The sequence below is a fragment of the Fictibacillus sp. EA-CB0309 genome (assembly GCF_055814265.1).
Genome location: NZ_CP169271.1, coordinates 446,717 through 463,213, shown reverse-complemented (window position 1 = coordinate 463,213; position 16,497 = coordinate 446,717). Strand labels below are relative to the sequence as shown.

The window sequence follows — 16,497 nt, the reverse complement described above, 5'->3', positions numbered from 1 at the left end:
CTGTCTCACTGCCATTATAGCATTTCATTCCCATTCCACGTTTAAGGACCGTCTTTTTTCACCATACTAGATAAGAAAATGAGAGTTTTTAAGGAGGGCGGATTATGAAGTTTTGGCAGATTTATAAAGAAGCGACGAAACAGCAGAAAATACGCTGGATTAAAAAATGGGGAATTATTGCCTCAGGGAGCTTTGCGCTATCATTTATCGGATTGTTACTTCTTGCTAAACTCATGGGTCCGCCCGCGTTGCTCGTTCCGCAAACAACCATCATGTACGCCGCTGACGGTTCGAAGATGGGTGAAATCAATAACGGAGGGCAGAATCGATATTGGGTTCCGCTTGAAAAAATCGATAAAAATGTCATTAATGCCACCATCTCAATTGAAGATAAAAGTTTTTATAAACATAACGGATTTGATATGAAGAGGATTGCTGGAGCTCTACTTGCTGACATTAAAGCCGGCGCGAAAGTTCAAGGAGCGAGTACGATTACCCAGCAGTATGCCCGCAACCTTTTTCTAACACATGAAAAAACGTGGCGCAGAAAGTTTCAAGAAGCGTTTTACACACTGCGCCTTGAAATGAGTTATTCAAAGGATGAGATTTTAGAAGGTTATTTGAACACGATCTATTATGGTCACGGTTCTTACGGCATCCAGTCTGCTTCACGTTATTATTTTGGAAAAAATGCAGAAGAACTCTCTCTAAGTGAAGCCAGCATGCTCGCAGGAATTCCAAAAGGTCCTAGCTACTATTCACCGATTCTACACGAAGAAAACGCTAAGAAAAGACAAGGCATCATCTTAAGCTCAATGGCTGAAGACGGTACGATCAAGAAAGCAGCAGTAAAGAGGGCTGCATCCGATAAATTAATATACGTTCGTGAGGAAGACGAAGAAATCGCAACGGTCGCACCTTATTTTCAGGACGCTGTCATGCGTGCTTTAAAAAAGGAACTGAACGTGAATACAAACTCTATACAGTTCGGCGGGCTTCGCATCTACACAACACTTGATCCACACATGCAAGAAGTGGCTGAACATACGATTGAAAACCGAATCATCGATAACAGCTCTATTCAGACCGCGTTAGTATCGATGGATCCGCGTAGCGGTGATGTAAAAGCACTTGTTGGCGGTCGTGACTTTGAGGAGAGTTCGTTCAACCGAGCGCTTCAAGCGAAACGGGCACCAGGTTCGACGTTCAAGCCGTTTTTATATTACACCGCACTTGAGCATGGATATACCGCATCCACTCCAATCAAGTCAGAGCGTACCACATTCGCGATGGGAGACGGTGTTGGGGACTATAAACCGAAGAACTTTAAGAACCGCTATGCCAACGATTTTATAACGATGGCACAGGCGCTCGCTCTTTCAGATAATATTTATGCCGTAAAAACGAACCTTTATTTAGGACCGGATAAACTGGTGAAAACAGCTAAGAAGTTTGGCATAAAGAGTGAACTTGCCGGCATTCCTTCACTTGCCCTCGGTTCTAAGGCCGTCGGTGTTTTAGAACTGACAAACGCATACGGTGTTTTTGCGAACGGCGGGAAAAAGGTAGAACCTGTTTTCATTACAAAGATCACCGACTCTAAAGGTGAAGTGCTTTATGAGCATAAGTACGAAAGCGAACAAGTCATTGATGAAAACAAAGCATTTGTGATGACCGATCTCTTGGCAGGAACGTTTGATGAGAAGCTGAACGACTACACAAGTGTAACGGGGTCTAGCATCAACCATTACCTTACGCGGCCGATGGCTGGAAAATCGGGCTCCACACCAAACGACAGCTGGATGGTCGGGTATGCACCACAGCTCGTTACAGGGGTTTGGGTTGGGTACGATAACAACGAAGAATTGCATGATGTGAACGATACTGGCTATTCGAAGCGTATCTGGGCGTATTTTATGGAAGGTGCATTGAAAAATAAACAGATCTTATCGTTCCAACAGCCAGAAGGGGTAACAGCGGTAACGATCAACCCGCAAAACGGCAAGCTAGCTACCGAAAGCTGCCCAGTAACGCGCATCTCGTATTATGAAAAAGGAACTGAACCTATCGAGTTTTGTGATGAACACGGAGTATCGAGTGAAATAAAAGAAAAAGTGGAGCAAAAGCAGGAGAAAAAGGGCTATTTCAAGCGGATTTTTCTTGGTGATGTTTGATGCTGTGATGTAGCCCCTGTCAGATGTACGCTGGCAGGTTTTTTTGTTGAACTAAACCAGTTATTCCTGAAATTCTCACAATAATTCAGCGAGAAATAACATTAATACGGCGAGTTTTGTGAGTTATCCGGCGAGTTTTCACTACATATCGGCGAGTCGACAGCTTTCGCGACGTTTCTACTTTCTCATTTAACTAACTCACATAAATCGTTGCTCAATCCCCCAGTAACCAGCACAAAATAAAATGCCCGGAGCTCTACTACAGGAGCCCCGGGCACTTTATTGTCCTAGAAACATTGTGTGTACAATGCTATCTACATTCTAATGGAAGTGCTTTCTTGTCACAAGTTATTTGAAAAATGTTCAAAAAAGGTTCATAACTTTGCCATATTTATTCCACTAATGACTTAATTTCGTCACTAGAACGTTTAAACATCTCTTCATCATGTTCTTTAAGGAAGTTTCCGAGCACTCGGCGCGCATTTACATCCATATCTTCGACGATCACTTTACCCTTCATGGATTTATCCATGCGGTTCACGTGTTCTGGCAAACTTTTATAGCCTCGTCGAGCTTCAACGTCCACTTGCATCTCGCAAGCCGTTAGACCGAAGTAATAGGGACCTTCAGCACCACGGTTGATCGTTACCCAAACGAGCCAATACAGCCTTGGATTTGGTGTATCTTCACGATTCGGTGTAAACTTAATGCGCTTTTCCACATCACTTCTTGCGTGCATCGCTCCCATGTCGATATAAGCGATTGACTCTTCAACGTCTACGATAACAGGTGTTACGTGATCGAGCGTCAAACTTCCTACACCATAACCACCATGTCCATCCGTGGAATCACCGCTAATGATGGTAAAGCCCATCCCTTTTTTCTTTTTATCGCCGTCTTTGGCGTTATCATTGGAATTGAAAAAATCTTTCATGCTTCCAGCTCCTCTACCATTCATTGTTACCACGTATTGTATCACAAAACATAAAAAACTCTCAGATGGAAACTTTAAAGATAACTGTTGAATAATCCCCTAAAAACGAATATTATATAACATGTACTTATAAATAGTTCGTATTTTGGAGGTTCAAACACATGCTTTCATCCTTTTTTAAACTAAAAGAACTTGGTACAACCATTAAAACAGAAATTTTAGCGGGTATTACTACCTTCTTAACGATGGTTTACATCGTTGTAGTTAACCCGATTATTTTACATTCCGCAGGTGTTCCTTTTGACACGGTGTTTATGGCAACGATCATCGCCACGGTTGTCGGGACATTATGGATGGCACTTCTCGCTAACTATCCGATCGCCATCGCTCCGGGTATGGGGCTTAATGCGTATTTCGCGTTTTCGGTCGTTGGAAACAACCCCAACATAGACTACCGTATTGCGTTCGGTGCTGTTTTCGTTGCGGGTATCCTTTTTGTGATCTTATCGTTAACACCGTTTCGAGAAAAATTGATCGAATCGATTCCAGCAAACTTAAAGCACGGAATTACAGCTGGTATTGGACTATTTATTGCTTTTATCGGTATGCGTCTTACTGGAATCATTGTCGCTCATCCAGAGAACTTAGTAGGTCTCGGTGACCTGCACTCACCAACTGTGCTGTTGGCACTTGCTGGACTTGCCATCACACTTATTTTAATGGCACTAAACGTGAACGGCGCATTATTCTTCGGAATGATTGCAACAGGTGCTATTGCCTATTACACGGAACAACTGAAGTTCGAAGACAAAATTATGTCTGTTCCAAACCTGCCATCAGAACTATTTATCTTTGGTGATCCAATCACCGCGTTTTCTGATGTGTTCCAATATGGATTATATGCTGTCGTATTTTCATTCTTGCTCGTAACCATCTTTGATACAACAGGAACGATGGTTGGTGTCGCTGAACAAGCTGGTCTCATGAAAGGCAAGAAGATGCCTCGTGCACGCCAAGCACTTCTCGCTGATTCAGTTGCAACTACAGTTGGTGCAGCATTTGGTACGAGCCCAACGAGTGCTTACATCGAATCTTCTTCAGGTGTTGCGGCAGGCGGTCGTTCTGGTTTAACGTCAGTTGTCGTTGCTATTCTATTTATTGCGGCTGCATTCTTTGCACCGCTCGTAAGTGCCATTTCAGGGCTAGCAGCCATCACTGCTCCAACACTTATTATCGTTGGAAGCTTGATGCTCGGATCTCTTAGCAAGATCAACTGGAATGAGCTTGATGAAGCGTTCCCGGCGTTCTTAATCATATTAACGATGCCGCTAACATCTTCTATCGCTACAGGTATCGCACTAGGATTCATTTCGTATCCGATCTTAAAAGTGGTAAAAGGTAAATACCGCGAAGTTCCGTTCTTAGTCTATCTCTTTGCGGTATTGTTCTTCTACCAGTTAGCGTTTTTACCTCACTAATTTTTTCACCTGAGATTAATAAAGAATGAATTTGAGGGTTTGAGAAGCAGCTTCATTGCCAAGTTGATTGGAGTGAAAGGTGCGAGACTCCTGCGGGACAGGTGGGCAGGTGAGACACTTAAGAGTGAAACGTACGAATGTGGCTCACCGCCTGCCCCGCGGAAAGCGAGCAGCCTGGAACGGAAATCAACCCTTTCAGGACTTCAATGAATGTGACATTATCTTTCATACACAAAAAGACCGGCCAACCCTTACAATTTAGGGCTGTCCGGTCTTTTCTTATTTCTTATCAAAAACAACTGCCACCTTTTCTTTCTTTTCATCTAAGAAGAAATCTTTTGACACTCGATATGTCCCTGCCTCTTGATCCTTCAAATCAATGACTTGATCGTAGTTTTCTCCTGCTTTCACCATGATCATCTGCTCGGTAAACATTTGATTGTTATTTACTTTCTCCCATTTACCATCTGTCCATTTTTCTAACACATAAACGGTTCCTGTTCCAGCTTCTTTATCGGATGAATTACTTAACGTGAATTTTGCTTCGTCACTGCTCTCTTCAAGTGCCACTTCTGCTTCTAATCCCGCTTTTTCAGCCGGTATCTCGTTCTCAACTTGAGGTGCTCCGTTCTGTTTGTCCTCTTCTGGCGCAGGTTTAGAGCCACAAGCGGCAAGGAGAACGAGCAGACATGCCATTAAAATCAGCTTCATGTTTTTCATCACTAAGCCCTCCTTTACCTTATTAGTCGCAAGAAAAAGAAAAAGTTTCAGATAAACTGTCGTTTATTCGGAGAATGCGGTGGATATGCTGATAAAAAGGGGTGCTCGCATGAAGATTTGGCTTGCTGCTTTCATTTTATCGCTATTATTTTTAGGATTTGGAATTGGTTATTACGCAACTCGCCTATATGACAAGAGTGTTGTAAAAGGTTTTATTACTACACTGCTTGCTATTATCGTTCCCTTTTGTGTGTTTATTGGGTTTATCTATTTTTATGGCCTTTACAATTACGGTCATCCGCTTCAATTTAAATGGTAAACAAAAAACCTGTTCTTAGGCTGCACAAACTGACGCCCTCAAACAGGTTTATTTTTATTGCACTTGGCTTTTTAATGAGTTGATATATGCAAAAGCTTCATCCATCTCTTCTTCTGTGTACTTTTGTTTCGCTTTAACGGTCTGGACCTTTTCTTTGATCTCATCTTGCTCAAGCTTTTCAAAGTACATAACAGTTGAAACAAGCTCCAGAAAACGTGATGACTGCTCATTCATTGAGCGGACACAATTCCCTAGCTGTTGAATTTCAGCACCATATGTGGAGAGAAGCTTTTGTCCCTCTTCATTCACAGCATACCGGTACTGCGAATAACCGCTCACCTTTTCTTTTACCTCATGTATGTATCCCATGTTGCAGAGCTCTTCAATTTTTAACGTTAACTCCTCAGAATATGGGCCATAAAAGTGAAATTGATACTTTTCTTGAAAAGGAAAATTCAGCTTTTTTGCGATATACACCATCTTTTGAAGCTTTTTCCGGCCAACCACTTCCCCAGCTTCTTGAATCAAGGTTACTACCTTTAAATGATCCTCAAACACAGTACGTTCCCCCTAACATCCTTTTTCGTTCTATCTAATTTATTTTTGTAGTATTCGTGATTGCTTTTGTAAGCAGATGATTTACGTTCCAGGTGATCGCTTTCTAAGGTGAGCACCCAAAAATCTCACTACTTATGTCCATTAATTTTAAAGAATTTCTATCTATTTAAAATCTCTTTAATTTTACTTTTAAGCGTTTCATCCTCAATCGCTTCAATTAAATCAAGCGGGAAATACAACTTATGATCCGTACGGCGTTTCCCTGAAATCGCTTCAACAACATCGGATTCTCTGGATAGCTCACGAATATCGCCGTTTGGCTTCAACAGGTTGATTGGCAGACGCTCTTCTTTTTCACCAGGACGGTAAAAATCGTATGGCAGATCTGAAGATGAATCTACTACTAAATAATATTTTGGATTGATGCCTGCTTCTGTAAAATAGCCCGACAGCAGATGCCCATCCGTAAACGAGACCATTTCGGTATATTTAAATAATTTCCGATCAATAAACCGCTGACATAGATCGCTAAGAATAGCATCCTCTTCTTCCATCCAGCCTTGGAAGTAATAATGAATAACACCTTCATCAAGCGATATATAATCGTGAAGAGAAACATTGCCTTCAAACAACGTTTTAAAGTGAGAGAGCTCTCTCTTGAATGTATACCCTGTTTCATACAGTTCCTTCGCTCGGTGAAGAATTTTACTTAAAATCACTTCAGCACTGCGCGTTACAGGATGAAAATACACTTGCCAGTACATTTGATAGCGGCTCATAATATAGTCTTCAACCGCATGCATTCCGCTCGATTTAATTACAACGCCCTCTTCAGTCGGGCGCATTACACGGAGAATTCGCTCAATATCAAAGTTGCCGTAGCTTACCCCTGTAAAATATGCATCTCGTAAAAGATAATCCATTCTATCTGCATCAATCTGGCTAGAGATCAAGCTGACGATCAGTTTATCTCTGTGAGTTTTCGCAATCACTTCTGCAACCTGCTTCGGAAAGTCATCTCCCATTTGTAAAAGGACATGATGAACTTCTGTATCTCCTAGTATAATATCTCTGCTGAACTCCTCATGATCGACCCCAAACACTTTTTCGAATGAATGTGAAAAAGGACCGTGTCCGACATCATGTAAAAGGGCCGCGGATAGAACGAGCAGACGCTGCTCGGGATCCCACGTTTGTTTTTCTTGAAAAATATCAATAATCCGCCTCGTAATCTCATAAACACCAAGAGAATGGCTAAAACGGCTATGTTCTGCTCCATGAAATGTTAAGTATGTCGTTCCAAGCTGCCGAATTCTTCGCAGTCTTTGAAACTCGCGAGTGCCGATCAGACGCCAGATCAGCTCATCACGCACATGAATATATCGATGCACCGGGTCTTTAAACACTTTCTCTTCGTGCAGCTTTCCTAATGGTTTAGCCATTGAATTTTTCCCTGCTCCTTCTCTACAGCATTTATAGGTAAGAGTTCTCGTAAAAAAGAAAAATCCCTTCCTCAATCATCACGTCGAGAAGGTATTTTCTGTACAAAAAGTCGTGTTGTATTTAATAGAATATACCCTATTGTATCGTGTTCATAACTTTGAAAACAACCACTATTTTTTTCTAGCCCGTCTTCATTTATATCGGCAAAAGATACCTGGCATTCACCATTTTCTTACCCTTCTGATTTGAGTTATACTAGATAAGGCTTAATACGGAAATGATAGATTTTATATAGATTGCAGGAGGAACAAATCATGGATCAAGAACGTAGAATTAGAAACGGACAAGCATGGAGCACCAGCTCTTATACAGCTTGGATAAACCGCTTTGGCGCGCCGGAAAAAGCAGTTTCACGTATCACAAAAGATCCAAAACGCCGGCTTCAGCCATTGGATCAGTACATTGGCGATGTCTCGGGCAAAAAAGTGGTGAATCTCTTAGGTTCTCATGGCAGTAAAGCAGTTGCGCTTTCATTGCTTGGAGGAAATGTTACCGTGATTGATATTTCAGAATCGAACGCGGCATATGCGCGTGAACTGGCTATGGCGGCGAACGTTGATGTCCGCTATGTGGTAGAGGATATTCTGAATTTGCCAGAGTCTGAAATGACCGCAGATTATGATATGGCGTTTATGGAAAATGGCATTCTTCACTATTTTGCTGATCTGAACGAATACTTTGCTGTAGTGGCAGGTCTTTTGAAGAAGGGCGGAACACTTATTCTGCAAGACTTCCACCCTGTTTCTACAAAACTCATAGAATCTCAAGGCAAAAGCCAATCAGTACGAAAGCATAAAGTTTCGGGGGATTATTTTAGCGAAGAACTCGTAACGACAGATGTGGCGTATTCTAAATTCTTGCCTGAGCTGCAGTACGCAACATCAGAAGAACGTGCACCGTTCCAAGTACAGATCCGCCAATGGACACTCGGCGAGATCGTTACAGCGATCGGATCGGCAGGACTCTGGATCAAACAGCTCGTTGAAGAACCACACCCAGATGAACTCGACCGCGGCATTCCAAAATCCTTTATTATTGTGGCGGAGAAATTGTAATGATCGATCATTTACTGAGTCAGCCGGTTTGGAGGCTGATCGACCAGTCTGGACTCGGCCCGTCGTTTGATGCGCGGCAGTCTTTTGCGACCGATGATACACTTTGTACGTCGATCGGAAGCGGTAATTCACCTGCAACAGCTCGCACATGGGTTCACCATGACACAATCGTTCTCGGCATACAAGATACACGTCTGCCTCACCTGAAGGAAGGTATTGATTTTCTAGAGTCTCGGGGTTATCGCGTAATTGTGAGGAATTCCGGCGGGCTTGCCGTGGTGCTTGATAGCGGCGTGTTGAACATCTCACTGATCCTTCCTGAAAAAGAAGGCACAATCGACATCAATCAAGGGTACGACACGATGACGGCACTAGTTGAAGAGCTGCTTGCGCCTTATGATGCAGTGTTCGAAGCGTATGAGATCGTAGGTTCTTATTGCCCGGGAAGTTATGATCTAAGTATCGGCGGGAAAAAGTTTGCAGGAATCTCCCAGCGGCGTATGCGCGGCGGTGTCGCTGTACAGATCTACCTATGCGTGGACGGCAGCGGTTCAGAGCGTGCGGCGTTGATCGGAGAGTTTTATAAGCGCGGGTTGGCTGGTGAGGAGACAAAGTTCCAGTATCCGGTGATTGAGCCTGATGTTATGGCAAGTTTAGCGGAACTGCTTGGACATCCAGTGACTGTGCCTGATGTTCACGCCTCTTTACTTCGTGTGCTGCACAAAAATAGCGAACTTTTTTACAGCGGTCAGCTGTCGGTGGAGGAAAGCGAGCTGCTTCCAGAAAACATAAAACGAATGTGGGATCGGAACGAGAAGGCACTGTCACTGTAGGTGATGGTGTCTTTTTGAGGTTTACATGATAAGAGCTGAAAATCATAATTATGTGATGAAGGGGTATTTTTATGTGATAAGCCTTATTTTTTATCTTTAACAGAAGACGATCAGCCTTCAAAATCCATACAAAAAAGCCAGCTGCATGTGAGCTGGCTTTTCCTAAATTATGAACTTACAGTGATTGCATCGCTGTAATCAACGCTAATTTATACACGTCTTCTGCATTACATCCGCGAGAAAGATCGTTAACAGGCATGTTCAACCCTTGAAGGATTGGTCCGATTGCTTCAAAACCGCCTAGGCGTTGAACCATTTTGTACCCGATGTTTCCTGTTTCAAGGCTTGGGAAGATAAATACGTTCGCTTCCCCTTTGATTGGTGATTCTGGTGCTTTTTTCGCTGCAACAGATGGGACGAATGCTGCGTCGAACTGAAGCTCTCCGTCATACGGAAAGTCTGGGTTCATTCCTTTTAGAACTTCCAATGCTTCTACCACTTTTTCCGTCTCTGGTGAAACCGCAGATCCTTTTGTAGAGAATGAAAGAAGCGCTACTTTCGGGTCAATTCCGAAAACGCGAGCCGTTTCAGCAGAAACCATCGCAGATTCCGCTAAGTCTTGGCTGTTAGGTGAAATGTTGATCGCGCAGTCAGCGAACACATATTTTTCGTCACCGCGAACCATGATGAACGCACCAGATGTTTTCTTCACGCCTTCTTTTGTTTTAATGATTTGAAGCGCCGGACGAACGGTGTCAGCTGTAGAATGTGCTGCACCACTTACAAGTCCGTGAGCTTTCCCCGTGTAAACAAGCATCGTTCCGAAGTAGTTTTCGTCTAATAAGATTTTGCGAGCTTGTTCTTCCGTTGTTTTACCCTTACGGCGTTCAACTAGTGCATCAACTAATGCATCGAACTCTTCGTATTCAGCAGGGTTCAGCACTTCCACACCATCTAGTGAAAAGCCTCCTGCTTGTGCTTTCGCAGTCACGTCAGCAAGGTTTCCTACTAAAATAGGCTGTAATACTTTTTCAGAAGCTAGACGGCTAGCCGCTTCTAGAATTCTTTCATCTGTTCCTTCAGGAAAAACGATCACCGGATTTGCTGATTGAACTTTGTTTTTTAAATCTATAAAAAGATCACTCATGATTTTGCCTCCTCTTTTCCAAACAAACTCTACTTTTTTGCACTCCCTATTAGGTTACTCCTTTTTTATACCTTTTAAACCTACCCATACAGTTGTAAGCGCTTGATAGAAGAAGTTCTTATATTTCGAATTTTTCAACGGCTGTTAATTTATTTTTTCAAAGATGAATCTTTTCTAATTTCTCTCCGTACAATTGATTGAAAAATTTGGAGGAGGAATTCACATGTCATTTGTAAACCGCATGTTAGCTTCTGTAGGAATTGGATCAGCAAAGGTAGACACCATTTTAGATAAAGATACTTACTCACCTGGTGAAAACATTACAGGGAAAATAAAAATCGAAGGTGGTAAAGTCGACCAAAACATTGATCACATTACCCTCTATGTAATGACAGAATATTATCGTGAAATAGACGATAAAAAAGTGCGAGAAACAGCAGCGATTGAGAAAACGACTGTCACGAGCTCCCTTGTCGTAAAAGCGGGCAGCCAGCAAGAGATTCCGTTTTCACTCAAGCTTCCATATGATGCGCCATTAACTCTCGGTCATACCCCTGTTTGGATCAAAACGGGTCTTGATATTCAGATGGCTGTGGACCCAACAGACAACGATCAAATTCGTGTTCTGCCTGATGGAGAAACGTCTGCGATCTTTGATGCGATCGAACAGCTTGGATTCCGCCTAAGAAAAGCATACTGCGGTACTGCACCGCGTTATATGCGCCGCAGACTTCCATTTCTACAAGAGTTTGAATATGTGCCAACTTCAGGAGCATATGCGGGTAAGCTGGATGAGCTTGAAGTGATTTTGGTTCCACAAACAGACAGCATCGAGCTAATGCTAGAAATCGATAAAAAAGGAAAAGGATTGTTCGGCATGCTTTCAGAAGCAATGGATATGGATGAGACGAAGGTTCGCCTCACACTGTCACGCGCTGAGCTTCGAAATCCTGCTGGTGTTAAAAGTAAGATCGAGCAGTTGCTTCGCCAATACAGCTAATTCCTCCTTTTTGGATTCGTCCCTACTTATGGTATATTTGTAGGGACGTGTTTATATCTAGCAAGGAGTGAATAATTGATGAGTGAAGCAGCGATTACACTAGAAGGCTGGTATTGCCTTCATGATTTCCGTACGATGGACTGGGCCGCTTGGAAAACGCTTTCCGGTGACCAGAGAGAATATGCGATCAATGAATTTTTAACGTTTCTTGAGAAGTGGGAGAACGTAGAAGCAAACAAAGTGGGCAGTCATGCTCTTTACAGCATCATGGGGCAAAAAGCTGATTTCATGATGATGCTTCTTCGTCCGACGATGGAAGAACTAAACGAGATCGAGAACGCATTTAATAAAACAGCTTTTGCACAATATACGGTAAAAGAATACTCTTACGTTTCTGTTGTTGAGCTAAGTACGTACAACCCGCAAAACGAAAGCGGCGAGATGGATCCAATGATCAAAGCTCGTCTGTTCCCTGAGCTGCCAAAGTGGAAGCATGTATGTTTCTATCCGATGGACAAGCGCCGTGATGGTGAGGATAACTGGTACATGTTACCGATGGAAGAGCGCAAGAAGATGATGTACTCTCACGGCATGATTGGCCGTGGGTATGCAGGGAAAGTGAAGCAGATCATCACAGGATCAGTTGGTCTAGACGATTGGGAATGGGGCGTAACGCTGTTCTCAAACGACATGCTTCAATTCAAAAAACTAGTATATGAAATGCGCTTTGACGAAGTAAGTGCACGCTACGGCGAGTTCGGATCTTTCTATGTTGGAAACATCCTGACAAAAGAAGCAGTGCCCGCTTATTTGCAGGTGTAATAATTGAGCTGACTCGTTTAATGGCGAGTCTTCTTTTTATGCAGAATGTGGTAAAAATTGGATAATGTGAAATTATTGCAAATAACGTGGATATCTTTTAATTAACGTGAAATTATTCCATTTAACGTGAAATTATCAAAAATAACGTGAATAAAATTTTTATCCTATTATTCAAATCTGAAAGTGTTCGCTGAGGATAAACAACATCATTTTATGTACTTTCCACAATTACATACCTTCCACTCCATGCCCGCTTCTGCTACATAGAATGAATCCCATTCTAAAAAAAGACCCCAACTCTTCATTTCCTATATGGAAAGCTCCAAAAACATGAAACTTTTATCGCATTGGTCTAGTTTCCCAAAACAGCTCATACACATATATCGAATGTTCTGTTTCCCTGCTTGTACACCATGATTCAACACATAGAGGGGGAAGGCAATTGGCAGTCATTAAAGCGACCAATAAGGATATTGATCTGCTGGCACGACTTATACGTGCTGAGGCGGAAGGTGAAGGCGATCAAGGCATGCTGCTTGTAGGCAACACCGGCGTGAACCGGATTCGCTCCAACTGCCTTGATTTTAAAAATATCCGAACGATGCAGCAGATGGTGTTTCAGAGGCCAGGTGGATTTGAAGCGACCATTAAAGGATACTTTTATCAAGGTGCGCGTGAGAATGAGAGAAGGTTAGCAAAAAGGGTTATTAACGGTCAGCGTTTTCACCCCGCACGAAATTCGTTATGGTTTTTTGATCCAAGCGGTCCTTGTCCCGCGACTTGGTACAATCAGCCGCGTGCAGGAAGCTTCAAGGCGCATTGTTTTTATCAGCCTAAACAAAGCGATTGTCCAAATGTGTTTAACACCTTTTAGGGAGGTTTGTTGATGAACAACTTTAATCCGTACAGCCAAGAGTATTATCGGCAGCAAAATGGCATGAATGGGATGAATGGAATGGGCGGCATGATGGGTGGGAGTATGGGAGGAATGGGTGGTATGGCAGGAATGGGTGTCCCTCAGGATATGGCCCAAAGCCAGCAAGCCCCCGGCGTTGGAGGCGGTCCACTGCCTGACATAGGTGCACCAGGTCAGCTACCGCTTGAGCAGTCTTATATTGAAAATATTTTACGTATGAACAAAGGGAAAGTCGCAACCGTCTATATGACGTTTGAGAACAATGAAAAATGGAACGCGAAAGTTTTTAAAGGGGTCATTGAAGCAGCTGGCCGTGACCATATTATCTTAAGTGATCCGCAGACCGGTAAGCGTTATTTGCTGTTAATGGTCTACGTCAACTATGTCACGTTTGATGAAGAGATCAACTATAGCTATCCGTTCGGCACGCAACAGCAAACCGGACAGCTTTCGCAATACAGCCCTCGTTGATAGAACTCATTTATGTCTGGTTCAGACAATCAAGATCAAGGCGCCCAAATTTGAGCGCCTTTTTATTATGCTTTTACTACCGCGATGATCAGTAAGATCCAACCTACTATAAACGCAACGCCACCAAGCGGTGTGATTGGCCCGAAAAACTTCATGCCTGTGTTTGAGAGTGCATACAGACTTCCAGAGAACAATAAAATCCCGATAAAGAACGACCAGCCTGCTCCAGTTAATAAAGCCGATGCCGGCCACTTTCCTAGTAAAATGCCGACTGCCAGCAATGCTAGAGCATGATACATATGGTATTGAACCCCTGTTTGGTACACACCTAGCATATTACGTGCTGTTAATTTGGCCTCAAGTGCATGTGCCCCGAATGCTCCCAGCATGACAGCAAGCATAGCGTGAATCGCTCCTAGTATAAGAAAAAGCTTCATAGTGTTCCACTCCTGTTTTTCTTTTATCTTACCACTGAAAGATGCGGATACAAAAGAATGCCACAGGATTGTAAAGATTTTGGCGGACGGGTTGTCCATGATAAAAAAAGCGAACGTTAACGTTTCTTCGGCTGACGTTCGCTGTCCAGCAAGCGGACATATTGATCGATCTTCCTTTCAAGCTCCTCCTTTTCCACCAACTCTGAGTGAAGTTCTCTAATGATCCCTTCTAGACTCTGAATCCGCTTTTCAAATTGAAAAAGCAAATACCCAGCAATGACGATGGGAAAGCCAACATTTCCGAGGAGATTGACAAGGTTTAGCCATTCACTTGCACCATTCATATTCCATTCACCCCTCATTTTATATCGAACAAAACAGAACGTATGTTCGTAAATTAATTATAAAACGTAGGAAGAATTTTTACCATCATTCCATTCTCATATTTTCATTTTGATTCATTTGGCCTATAGAAAAAATAGGTTTAAATAAAATTTATAGTGGAATACAAAAAACAAGACGGAAACTAATAAGGGAGGAACAACAAAATGGAACTTATTATTACGATGATATATACAATGATTGGTTTAGCTGCTCTAAGTCTTATCGCAACAGCCGCTGCCGTTTATTTTTCTAATAAAAAGATTAACGAAAAGATTGAAATTGCAAAACGTAGAGATGAAAGAATGGAACATCAGAACACATACGTTTCGATATAACAGTGCTGACTACGCGCTGTTTTTTTTGTGTTTTTTATTGTGAGAGTGTTTCATACAGCCAATATCTTGCCCGCGCATACAGGATAATATGGATTTTGCCGACTCGCGGATTTATGGTGAAAACTCGCGGGATTCTCGTTCAATCTCGCGGTATTACGCCTGATTCTCGCGGAATTATTTGTAAAACTTTAGGAATTACTGTATCTACACTACCTCAACTATACTCATACTCCTACAAAAAAAGAAAAACCCGCTCTACAAAGAACAGGTCTTTCACCAAACTGCGGTTAAAAATCAAAAATAGAGTCTCCACTGCCATCTTTTTCGTCTTGATCGTCATCATCATAGTCCATGTCAAAATCCATCATCGATTTTTTATGGGTTTTAGCAGGTGGCGCGGTCATCATGCTTGCCGGTTTTTGCACAGGATGAGACGGTACCCATTCTTTTACACCGACAGAGTTGTCTTCTTCCGCCTCCAACATTAACTCGCACAACGTTTGAATTGCTGACACGTGTTCACGCAGCTTAGGAGAATTCTCACTCAGTTGTTTCATTTCTGCTACATGTTTTTCTATTTTCTTCGCAAACTGACTTACTGGTATATTCATCGGATTCACCACAATTATCTTTTTTCTTATTCTATCAAACGCCTGCACATAAATAAAATCACGCATAAAGAAAACTAGACGTACTTTTTCGCTTCAGACATAGTTGCGCTTATACTATCTACATAAACTTGTTACAACGTCGATAAACATCATGCTAACAAGTTATAATTTTTGACAGTACAAAAAGACAGCTTCAAATAAGCTGTCTCTTCCGCTCCAAATTCCGCTCGATAACCCTCATTCACTAGCACACGTACGGTGATCCAGGCCGCCAGCATGATAGTGAATGCGAAAATAGATACAGGTTTTATCTCTTAATAAAAGTCCCCCTTCACATTAAAGTCTTTTTATTTCACATCATTAGCTGCTCATATCAAAAATACGTTTTATATTTTATGACGTATCTACCCAACTGAAATTCTGCTTGTTGAATGTGCCGGCAATCGCACGTTCAAAATCAACTGCAATCTTGCCACTCGCTTCATCATACGAAAACGATTTAACTGCTAATTCATTCGCCACAACAACTTGTCCTGTTCTCGGCATAGAAACTGCAACCATGTAATTCTTCATAACCGACCCCATTAACAGTAGAACCCAAAGGACATACGTCATAACTTCCATTTCCCTACCCCTTTCAAATTTTCGATTATTTGTTCCGATCTATTTAAACCCTACTTTACTGGCAAGTTGCTTCTATGATCCTTCCTCCTTTCGAACTTACCAATTTATGTGGTGTTACTTGCGATTATACGTACCTTTTACTAAAATGTTTGTCACAATGTGCTTTTGTTTTAGAG

At 42.3% G+C, this 16,497-nt stretch carries 20 protein-coding genes; 11 read left to right on the top strand and 9 right to left on the bottom strand.

What is annotated here, in order from left to right:
- The first annotated feature begins 104 nt into the window (after window positions 1–104).
- Window positions 105–2,174, top strand: a complete 2,070-nt coding sequence (locus ACEWFH_RS02705; protein WP_473726003.1) for a transglycosylase domain-containing protein — start codon at window positions 105–107, stop codon at window positions 2,172–2,174.
- A gap of 391 nt (window positions 2,175–2,565) precedes the next feature.
- Here ACEWFH_RS02705 and ACEWFH_RS02700 read toward each other — a convergent pair whose 3' ends face one another.
- Entirely contained in the window at window positions 2,566–3,108 is a 543-nt protein-coding gene (locus tag ACEWFH_RS02700) for a YwhD family protein (RefSeq protein ID WP_473726002.1), read from the bottom strand.
- 161 nt (window positions 3,109–3,269) lie between these two features.
- Here ACEWFH_RS02700 and ACEWFH_RS02695 point away from each other — a divergent pair, with 161 nt between their 5' ends.
- Window positions 3,270–4,586 (top strand): NCS2 family permease, encoded by a 1,317-nt coding sequence (locus tag ACEWFH_RS02695; RefSeq protein ID WP_289493991.1) that lies wholly within the window; start codon window positions 3,270–3,272, stop codon window positions 4,584–4,586.
- A gap of 79 nt (window positions 4,587–4,665) precedes the next feature.
- Entirely contained in the window at window positions 4,666–4,848 is a 183-nt protein-coding gene (locus tag ACEWFH_RS02690; protein WP_473726001.1) for a hypothetical protein, read from the top strand.
- Between the two features lie 17 nt (window positions 4,849–4,865).
- On the opposite strand, the gene ACEWFH_RS02685 is transcribed toward ACEWFH_RS02690, so the two are convergent.
- Entirely contained in the window at window positions 4,866–5,306 is a 441-nt protein-coding gene (locus ACEWFH_RS02685; RefSeq protein ID WP_473726000.1) for an immunoglobulin-like domain-containing protein, read from the bottom strand.
- Window positions 5,307–5,415: 109 nt separating this feature from the next.
- On the opposite strand from ACEWFH_RS02685, the gene ACEWFH_RS02680 reads away from it, so the two are divergent.
- Window positions 5,416–5,625: a hypothetical protein gene (locus ACEWFH_RS02680; protein ID WP_473725999.1), complete on the top strand. Its 210-nt coding sequence runs from the start codon at window positions 5,416–5,418 to the stop codon at window positions 5,623–5,625.
- A gap of 54 nt (window positions 5,626–5,679) precedes the next feature.
- On the opposite strand, the gene ACEWFH_RS02675 is transcribed toward ACEWFH_RS02680, so the two are convergent.
- Window positions 5,680–6,183, bottom strand: a complete 504-nt coding sequence (locus tag ACEWFH_RS02675) for a YwgA family protein (protein ID WP_473725998.1) — start codon at window positions 6,181–6,183, stop codon at window positions 5,680–5,682.
- A gap of 158 nt (window positions 6,184–6,341) precedes the next feature.
- Window positions 6,342–7,625, bottom strand: a complete 1,284-nt coding sequence (locus ACEWFH_RS02670) for an HD domain-containing protein (RefSeq protein WP_473725997.1) — start codon at window positions 7,623–7,625, stop codon at window positions 6,342–6,344.
- Between the two features lie 315 nt (window positions 7,626–7,940).
- Here ACEWFH_RS02670 and ACEWFH_RS02665 point away from each other — a divergent pair, with 315 nt between their 5' ends.
- Together ACEWFH_RS02665 and lipL are read left to right on the top strand one after the other, a co-directional pair.
- Window positions 7,941–8,741, top strand: coding sequence for a class I SAM-dependent methyltransferase (locus ACEWFH_RS02665; RefSeq protein ID WP_473725996.1), 801 nt, complete (start codon window positions 7,941–7,943; stop codon window positions 8,739–8,741).
- Complete coding sequence (gene lipL / locus ACEWFH_RS02660; RefSeq protein ID WP_473725995.1) at window positions 8,741–9,574, top strand: octanoyl-[GcvH]:protein N-octanoyltransferase; 834 nt, start codon at window positions 8,741–8,743, stop codon at window positions 9,572–9,574. Before ACEWFH_RS02665 ends, lipL begins: the two co-directional genes overlap by 1 nt.
- A gap of 175 nt (window positions 9,575–9,749) precedes the next feature.
- Here lipL and pta read toward each other — a convergent pair whose 3' ends face one another.
- Window positions 9,750–10,721: a phosphate acetyltransferase gene (gene pta / locus ACEWFH_RS02655; RefSeq protein ID WP_473725994.1), complete on the bottom strand. Its 972-nt coding sequence runs from the start codon at window positions 10,719–10,721 to the stop codon at window positions 9,750–9,752.
- Window positions 10,722–10,944: 223 nt separating this feature from the next.
- Between pta and ACEWFH_RS02650 the strand changes: the two genes are divergently transcribed.
- From ACEWFH_RS02650 to gerQ, 4 genes are all read left to right on the top strand, one after another.
- Window positions 10,945–11,721, top strand: coding sequence for a sporulation protein (locus tag ACEWFH_RS02650; protein WP_473725993.1), 777 nt, complete (start codon window positions 10,945–10,947; stop codon window positions 11,719–11,721).
- A gap of 78 nt (window positions 11,722–11,799) precedes the next feature.
- Window positions 11,800–12,543, top strand: a complete 744-nt coding sequence (hemQ, locus tag ACEWFH_RS02645; RefSeq protein ID WP_066399147.1) for a hydrogen peroxide-dependent heme synthase — start codon at window positions 11,800–11,802, stop codon at window positions 12,541–12,543.
- Window positions 12,544–12,985: 442 nt separating this feature from the next.
- Complete coding sequence (locus tag ACEWFH_RS02640) at window positions 12,986–13,417, top strand: cell wall hydrolase (protein ID WP_198768731.1); 432 nt, start codon at window positions 12,986–12,988, stop codon at window positions 13,415–13,417.
- A 12-nt stretch (window positions 13,418–13,429) separates the two neighbouring features.
- Window positions 13,430–13,930, top strand: coding sequence for a spore coat protein GerQ (gene gerQ / locus ACEWFH_RS02635; protein ID WP_473725992.1), 501 nt, complete (start codon window positions 13,430–13,432; stop codon window positions 13,928–13,930).
- Between the two features lie 65 nt (window positions 13,931–13,995).
- On the opposite strand, the gene ACEWFH_RS02630 is transcribed toward gerQ, so the two are convergent.
- On the bottom strand, window positions 13,996–14,367 hold the full coding sequence (locus ACEWFH_RS02630; protein ID WP_473725991.1) for a DUF423 domain-containing protein: 372 nt from the start codon (window positions 14,365–14,367) through the stop codon (window positions 13,996–13,998).
- Window positions 14,368–14,483: 116 nt separating this feature from the next.
- Window positions 14,484–14,711: a YvrJ family protein gene (locus ACEWFH_RS02625; RefSeq protein ID WP_066244574.1), complete on the bottom strand. Its 228-nt coding sequence runs from the start codon at window positions 14,709–14,711 to the stop codon at window positions 14,484–14,486.
- Between the two features lie 204 nt (window positions 14,712–14,915).
- Between ACEWFH_RS02625 and ACEWFH_RS02620 the strand changes: the two genes are divergently transcribed.
- Window positions 14,916–15,086, top strand: a complete 171-nt coding sequence (locus ACEWFH_RS02620; protein WP_473725990.1) for a hypothetical protein — start codon at window positions 14,916–14,918, stop codon at window positions 15,084–15,086.
- A gap of 287 nt (window positions 15,087–15,373) precedes the next feature.
- Here the strand turns inward: ACEWFH_RS02620 and ACEWFH_RS02615 are convergent, their stop codons facing one another.
- On the bottom strand, window positions 15,374–15,697 hold the full coding sequence (locus ACEWFH_RS02615; protein ID WP_473725989.1) for a YwdI family protein: 324 nt from the start codon (window positions 15,695–15,697) through the stop codon (window positions 15,374–15,376).
- 393 nt (window positions 15,698–16,090) lie between these two features.
- On the bottom strand, window positions 16,091–16,321 hold the full coding sequence (locus ACEWFH_RS02610) for a hypothetical protein (protein WP_473725988.1): 231 nt from the start codon (window positions 16,319–16,321) through the stop codon (window positions 16,091–16,093).
- Between the last annotated feature and the right edge of the window lie 176 nt (window positions 16,322–16,497).

Coding starts and splice junctions, on each gene's coding strand:
- ACEWFH_RS02705 (WP_473726003.1), top strand. CDS start 105: ATGAAGTTTTGGCAGATTTATAAAGAAGCGACGAAACAGCAGAAAATA.
- ACEWFH_RS02700 (WP_473726002.1), bottom strand. CDS start 3,108: ATGAAAGATTTTTTCAATTCCAATGATAACGCCAAAGACGGCGATAAA.
- ACEWFH_RS02695 (WP_289493991.1), top strand. CDS start 3,270: ATGCTTTCATCCTTTTTTAAACTAAAAGAACTTGGTACAACCATTAAA.
- ACEWFH_RS02685 (WP_473726000.1), bottom strand. CDS start 5,306: ATGAAAAACATGAAGCTGATTTTAATGGCATGTCTGCTCGTTCTCCTT.
- ACEWFH_RS02680 (WP_473725999.1), top strand. CDS start 5,416: ATGAAGATTTGGCTTGCTGCTTTCATTTTATCGCTATTATTTTTAGGA.
- ACEWFH_RS02670 (WP_473725997.1), bottom strand. CDS start 7,625: ATGGCTAAACCATTAGGAAAGCTGCACGAAGAGAAAGTGTTTAAAGAC.
- ACEWFH_RS02665 (WP_473725996.1), top strand. CDS start 7,941: ATGGATCAAGAACGTAGAATTAGAAACGGACAAGCATGGAGCACCAGC.
- lipL (WP_473725995.1), top strand. CDS start 8,741: ATGATCGATCATTTACTGAGTCAGCCGGTTTGGAGGCTGATCGACCAG.
- pta (WP_473725994.1), bottom strand. CDS start 10,721: ATGAGTGATCTTTTTATAGATTTAAAAAACAAAGTTCAATCAGCAAAT.
- ACEWFH_RS02650 (WP_473725993.1), top strand. CDS start 10,945: ATGTCATTTGTAAACCGCATGTTAGCTTCTGTAGGAATTGGATCAGCA.
- hemQ (WP_066399147.1), top strand. CDS start 11,800: ATGAGTGAAGCAGCGATTACACTAGAAGGCTGGTATTGCCTTCATGAT.
- gerQ (WP_473725992.1), top strand. CDS start 13,430: ATGAACAACTTTAATCCGTACAGCCAAGAGTATTATCGGCAGCAAAAT.
- ACEWFH_RS02630 (WP_473725991.1), bottom strand. CDS start 14,367: ATGAAGCTTTTTCTTATACTAGGAGCGATTCACGCTATGCTTGCTGTC.
- ACEWFH_RS02625 (WP_066244574.1), bottom strand. CDS start 14,711: ATGAATGGTGCAAGTGAATGGCTAAACCTTGTCAATCTCCTCGGAAAT.
- ACEWFH_RS02620 (WP_473725990.1), top strand. CDS start 14,916: ATGGAACTTATTATTACGATGATATATACAATGATTGGTTTAGCTGCT.
- ACEWFH_RS02615 (WP_473725989.1), bottom strand. CDS start 15,697: ATGAATATACCAGTAAGTCAGTTTGCGAAGAAAATAGAAAAACATGTA.
- ACEWFH_RS02610 (WP_473725988.1), bottom strand. CDS start 16,321: ATGGAAGTTATGACGTATGTCCTTTGGGTTCTACTGTTAATGGGGTCG.